We start from the raw sequence: 4,618 nt of genomic DNA, 5'->3' as shown, positions 1-4,618 counted from the left end.
CGCCTGTGGAGGGACTGGGGGCTTTCGGTAATCACCGGCAGGGCTTTGTTCATAGCCCCAATCGGGCCCCTCTAATGGATATCTGTCAAACAGAAATAACATAACATCCAAGTTGATGAGTCACGGGCTATGTGGGTTCCCCTGGCTGGCCTCACAGAGGACGAAACTCGGGAGTTGATTAAGGCCCGTAATGTCCGCCAGCAGGATTGGCATCTGGCAGGAGAATTGCACCAGATGACGCAGGGACATCCCTTGTGGGTGAACCTCATTGCTACCCGTCGTCCGCCCCCGCCCTTTGCCGGTACACCTCCAGAAACGCTCTGGGAGAGACGACCTGCACGCCGTGGCGGCGCGATGCAGGGTAATGCCGCAGATTGCCGGTCACCAGACAGTCGGCGTGCCCCGCCAGAGCTACTGCAAGAAACACCTCGTCATCCGGGTCTGGAAGGCGCTTGGGAAGCGGCCGCGCCGTCACGAGGTCGCCATCGGCTTCGAGCTGAGCCAGCACGGCGTCGACCTGGACGGGGCTGAACGCGAAGGCGGGCCGACGGAGGACCTGAGAGTATTCGCCCAGAATCCGGGCATCGTAACAGACTCGCACAGTCCCGGTCGTGATCAGCCGCAGGATATCGCCGGGGGGACCGAAAGGAGAGAGCAGACCGGAGACCAGGACATTGGTATCCAACACGATCCTCATCGGCCCCGGTTCCGACGAGCCGCAGCGATCTCCGCGTTAATGGCTTCCTGCGAGAGACGATCTGTCCCGGCGCGCAGGGAGGCTTGTTGAAGGGCGGTGGTGGCGGCCTGGGCTCGCGCCCGACGGATGGCCGCCAGCGAGGCTTCCAGGTTCTCTTCCCCCATCGCCGACAGCAGGGCGATGGGCTTGCCATTGGAGGTAATGACCACGTCCTTCTCGTCGGCCAGCGCCTTCCAGACCAAAGCGGTCTGGTTGCGTAACTCCCGGATGCTCACAAAGCGCATAGCACTCCCCTCCTGCGTGTCCACGATAGTATATACGATAGTACTACACAGAGCAAATCCGGGTGGTCTGTTTGTACTCCCGGTGATCGTTTTTAGCAGGTTCGGGACAGCTCAGGCTTGGCAACGCAGTATACGGCTGAACTTGATAGATCAGTCCTTTGAAGAATCCGCCGCACCCCGGCAAAGTTGTCCGGGTGCCCTGTCTGGAGCCGCTCGGCCTGAACGTCACTGAAGATGCTCGGTGTCAGTCGCCAAGCCCTCTCGAACTTGGTGAATTGCCGCGCTCGAAGGAGACCTGTGAACCGGCCTAGCCTTTTGGCAGGCCCAGTACCCGCTCACCCATGATATTGCGCTGGATCTCGCTCGTGCCGGCCGAGATGGTGTACTGGCGGGCGCTCAGCATCCGGTTAAACCAGCGCGGGGCGTCGGGCACCACGTCCGAGGGCTGGTTCACGGTGGTGTGAACACCCAGGAGTTCGGTCGCAAATTGCGCGATTCGTACGCCCAACTCAGACCCGCACAACTTGAGCATTGAGCCTTCCGGTCCCGGCGGCTGGCCTTTGAGCATGCGGGTGATGCCGCGCAGCCGGGTGTACTTGAGGCTTTCGCTGTCGGTTTTCAGGCCGACCAGCCGCTGGCGCACCCAGGCCTGCTCCCAGGCCGGTTGGCCGTCAATCGGCACCTGCTTGGCCAGGCCGACGAGGCGCATGATCTGGTCGTCATAATTGCTCACCCCGGCATACGCCCGCTCATACATGAGGGTAGTGACGGTGACCTTCCAGCCCTCGTTCTGGTGTCCCACCAAGTTGGTCTTGGGGACTTTCACATCCTCAAAAAACACCTCATTGAAGTGGGCGTGGCCGTTCAGCAGGACCAGGGGCCTGACGGTAATGCCCGGCGTTCGCATATCGGCCAGGATATAGCTGATGCCCCGATGCTTGGGCGCGTCGGGGTCGGTCCGCACCAGCATGAAGATCCAGTCCGCGTACTGGGCTCCTGAGGTCCACACCTTCTGTCCGTTGACCACAAAATGGTCGCCCATATCAACGGCTCGGGTTTGCAGGCTGGCCAGGTCCGAGCCGGCGCCGGGTTCGGAATAGCCCTGGCACCAGATCAGCTCGCCGCTCAGCGTGCGTCGTAGAAAACGCGCCTTCTGGTCCTGGCTGCCCCACTGCATCAGGGTCGGCCCGCACAGCGAGATGCCCGAATTGCCCGGCAAAACCGGAGCGCGGGCTCGGGTGTACTCCTCCTCGAAGATCACCTGCTCCATGAGCGTGGCGCCACGCCCGCCATACTCCTGCGGCCAGGCGATGCCGACCCAGCCCGCGTCATACATCTGGCGCTGCCAGACCCGGCGACGCTCGAAGGTCTCGCGGTCGGGAGCGATGCGTTCGTCCTTGGCGTCATCAACACACAGCTCGGGCGGTAGTTTGGCGTCCAGCCACGCCCGCAGCTCGGCCCGAAATGCGTCCTGCTCGGGCGTATAGTGGAAATCCATGCGCCTCTCCTCAGGGCAAAAAAATGGGGACAGAGCCCGGTGTCGGTCTCGTAGTCCCCACTTTCGCACTGGGGAACCGTGATGACCGCGAGCCTTAAAAGGAGATCACGATTCCCGTCTCAGCAGATACAGGATGGACTAGGCCGAGGCGGCCATCTCGGTGTAGCCGTTCTGATTCTTGGGCAGTTTGAACGCCGCGTCGTGTTGCAACACCGGTAGAACCCTCTCGGCAAACAGCTGGTAGCTGCGGCGCAGTTTATCAATCGGCATGCCACCGAAGCCGAAGGTGTTCACAACGTGCTCAAGGGCGACGGTCGAATGCACGTAGCGGAACTTTTCCAACACCTGCTCGGCCGTACCGGCCGCGTGCAGGCTGCGATAGAACGCCACCGCCTTGGCCTTGGCCTCTTCGTCGGCGTTCAGCTTGGCGTAGGTTTTGGCCATCTTGCCGTAGAACTCGTAGCCCTTGACCTCGTTCAGGCGGCCCGAGGAGAAACGGTAGTGGTTTTCGATGGAGTCAAACATGGCGCCCATGTGAACCTGGGCCAGGTCTTCGGCCTCTTGGGCGTCGTCCGACACCAGCACGTTGAACAGCCCAATCGGGGGACGCGGCTGAAAGCCGCTGGCCAGCGCGTTCTCGACATAGCGCCGGTAGTCGGCAGCCGTATCCTCCCAGCTCCGCTGGGCAATGATCAGCACTCCGAGCCCCAGCTTGGCCATGATCTCGGCCGACTCGGGGCTGACCGAGGAGGCATAAAAGCGCTGCTCAGGATGAGAGATCGGACGCGGGCGGATCTGGATTTCCGGAATCTGGTAGTACTTGCCGTCGTACGAGAAGCTGTCCTGGGTCAGGCCCTTGCGCACGATCTCCGCGCACTCGACAAAACGCTCCCGCGACTCGTGCATCGGAATGCGGTAGCCCTCGTACTCGACCGTGGCCGCTCCGCGTCCAAAGCCGATAATCGTCCGCCCGTTGGACAGCACGTCGAGCAGGGCGATTTTTTCGGCCACTTCGACCGGATCGTGCCAGGGCAGTACGATGACCGCCGTGCCGAGCTGGACGCGCTTGGTCCGACCGGCAAAATAGGTCAGCATCTGGGTCGGGTCGGGCGACATCGTATAGCCGGTAAAATGGTGGTCGAGCGCCCAGATCGAGTCAAAGCCCATGTCTTCGGCCATATCGGCCAGGGCCAGTTCCTCCTGGTAGGTCTGGAAATCGGGCTTTCCATTAAAGCTCGTCAACTGGGGTATCATGCCAACTTTCATACCGTCCTCCTTGTTTTTGCCACCCGTCAACGTGGCGGCTACAGTGTCGGGCTACAACGCTCCACAATGATACAAACGGAAAAAAGATGCAAGCAGACACCGCCCGTGCGGGCCGGGGCGCTCACGGACTGGAACGCTTGCCAAACACGCCAATCCCATGCATGGTCTTGGCTGAAGGAGGGCTTGCCGTGGAAGTCTCGTACACCCATGCCCCGGTTGTGGTTCGGGCCGATATCCAGGCCGCGCATACCACAATCTGGCGCAAACTGGCCGAGCCCGGCACCTGGTGGACGGGCGCCGAACGGGTCGCCATTGCCGCCGAGGTGCGCAACGCCGCCGCCTGTCGCTTGTGCGCCGCGCGCGAGACAGCCCTGTCCGCGTCGGCCGTTAGGGGTGAGCATGACACGGCCGGCCGCCTGCCCGCAGCCGTGGTCGAGATGGTCCACCGCATCACCACCGACTCGAGCCGCCTGAGCAGGGAGTGGTATCAGGAACTGGCCGCCCAGGGGCTGCCGGACACCCACTATGTCGAGGCCTTGGGCGTGTTGGTGCGCACAATCAGCGTTGACACCTTCTGTCGGGCGCTTGGTATTCCGCTCCACCCCCTGCCCTCGCCTGTGGCCGGCGCGCCGGCCCGACACCGTCCGCAGCTGGCCCAGGACAACGGCGAGTGGGTACCCACCTTTCCACCCGGCGAGCTGCACGGCCCGGATGCCGAGCTGTACAGCGGGCGGGCTGCCGCGCCCGTCCTGCGTGCGCTCAGCCTGGTGCCGGACGAGGTGCGTCTGTCGATCTTCACCCTGCTGCCAGCCCAGTACATGGACCCGTTTCGGGTCAGAGACCCGGCCTGCGATCCGGGCCGGGCCATCAACC

5 protein-coding genes are annotated in these 4,618 nt (G+C 62.8%); 1 reads left to right on the top strand and 4 read right to left on the bottom strand.

All coding sequences use genetic code 11. From position 1 onward, the window contains the following. Positions 1–271 precede the first annotated feature (271 nt). The 4 genes from J4F42_21365 to J4F42_21350 all read right to left on the bottom strand — a co-directional run bounded on the left by J4F42_21365 (position 272) and on the right by J4F42_21350 (position 3,745). Positions 272–685, bottom strand: a complete 414-nt coding sequence (locus tag J4F42_21365; GenBank protein MCE2488072.1) for a putative toxin-antitoxin system toxin component, PIN family — start codon at positions 683–685, stop codon at positions 272–274. A gap of 8 nt (positions 686–693) precedes the next feature. After that, positions 694–981 carry a type II toxin-antitoxin system prevent-host-death family antitoxin gene (locus J4F42_21360; GenBank protein ID MCE2488071.1) on the bottom strand — a complete coding sequence of 96 codons (288 nt, stop codon included), beginning with the start codon at positions 979–981 and terminating at the stop codon, positions 694–696. A gap of 307 nt (positions 982–1,288) precedes the next feature. After that, positions 1,289–2,479: an acyl-CoA dehydrogenase gene (locus J4F42_21355; GenBank protein MCE2488070.1), complete on the bottom strand. Its 1,191-nt coding sequence runs from the start codon at positions 2,477–2,479 to the stop codon at positions 1,289–1,291. Between the two features lie 138 nt (positions 2,480–2,617). Beyond that, a complete protein-coding gene (locus J4F42_21350) occupies positions 2,618–3,745 on the bottom strand; it encodes an LLM class flavin-dependent oxidoreductase (protein ID MCE2488069.1) in 1,128 nt (375 codons plus the stop codon). A gap of 188 nt (positions 3,746–3,933) precedes the next feature. Between J4F42_21350 and J4F42_21345 the strand changes: the two genes are divergently transcribed. Continuing rightward, positions 3,934–4,618 (top strand): hypothetical protein (locus J4F42_21345; GenBank protein MCE2488068.1); only part of this gene is annotated, 685 nt, incomplete at its 3' end.

The sequence above is a fragment of the Desulfurellaceae bacterium genome (assembly GCA_021296095.1).
Classification (GTDB): Bacteria; Desulfobacterota; Binatia; order Bin18; family Bin18; genus JAAXHF01.
This window is presented reverse-complemented; position numbering and strand designations above follow the sequence as displayed.

Coding starts and splice junctions, on each gene's coding strand:
- J4F42_21360 (MCE2488071.1), bottom strand. CDS start 981: ATGCGCTTTGTGAGCATCCGGGAGTTACGCAACCAGACCGCTTTGGTC.
- J4F42_21355 (MCE2488070.1), bottom strand. CDS start 2,479: ATGGATTTCCACTATACGCCCGAGCAGGACGCATTTCGGGCCGAGCTG.
- J4F42_21350 (MCE2488069.1), bottom strand. CDS start 3,745: ATGAAAGTTGGCATGATACCCCAGTTGACGAGCTTTAATGGAAAGCCC.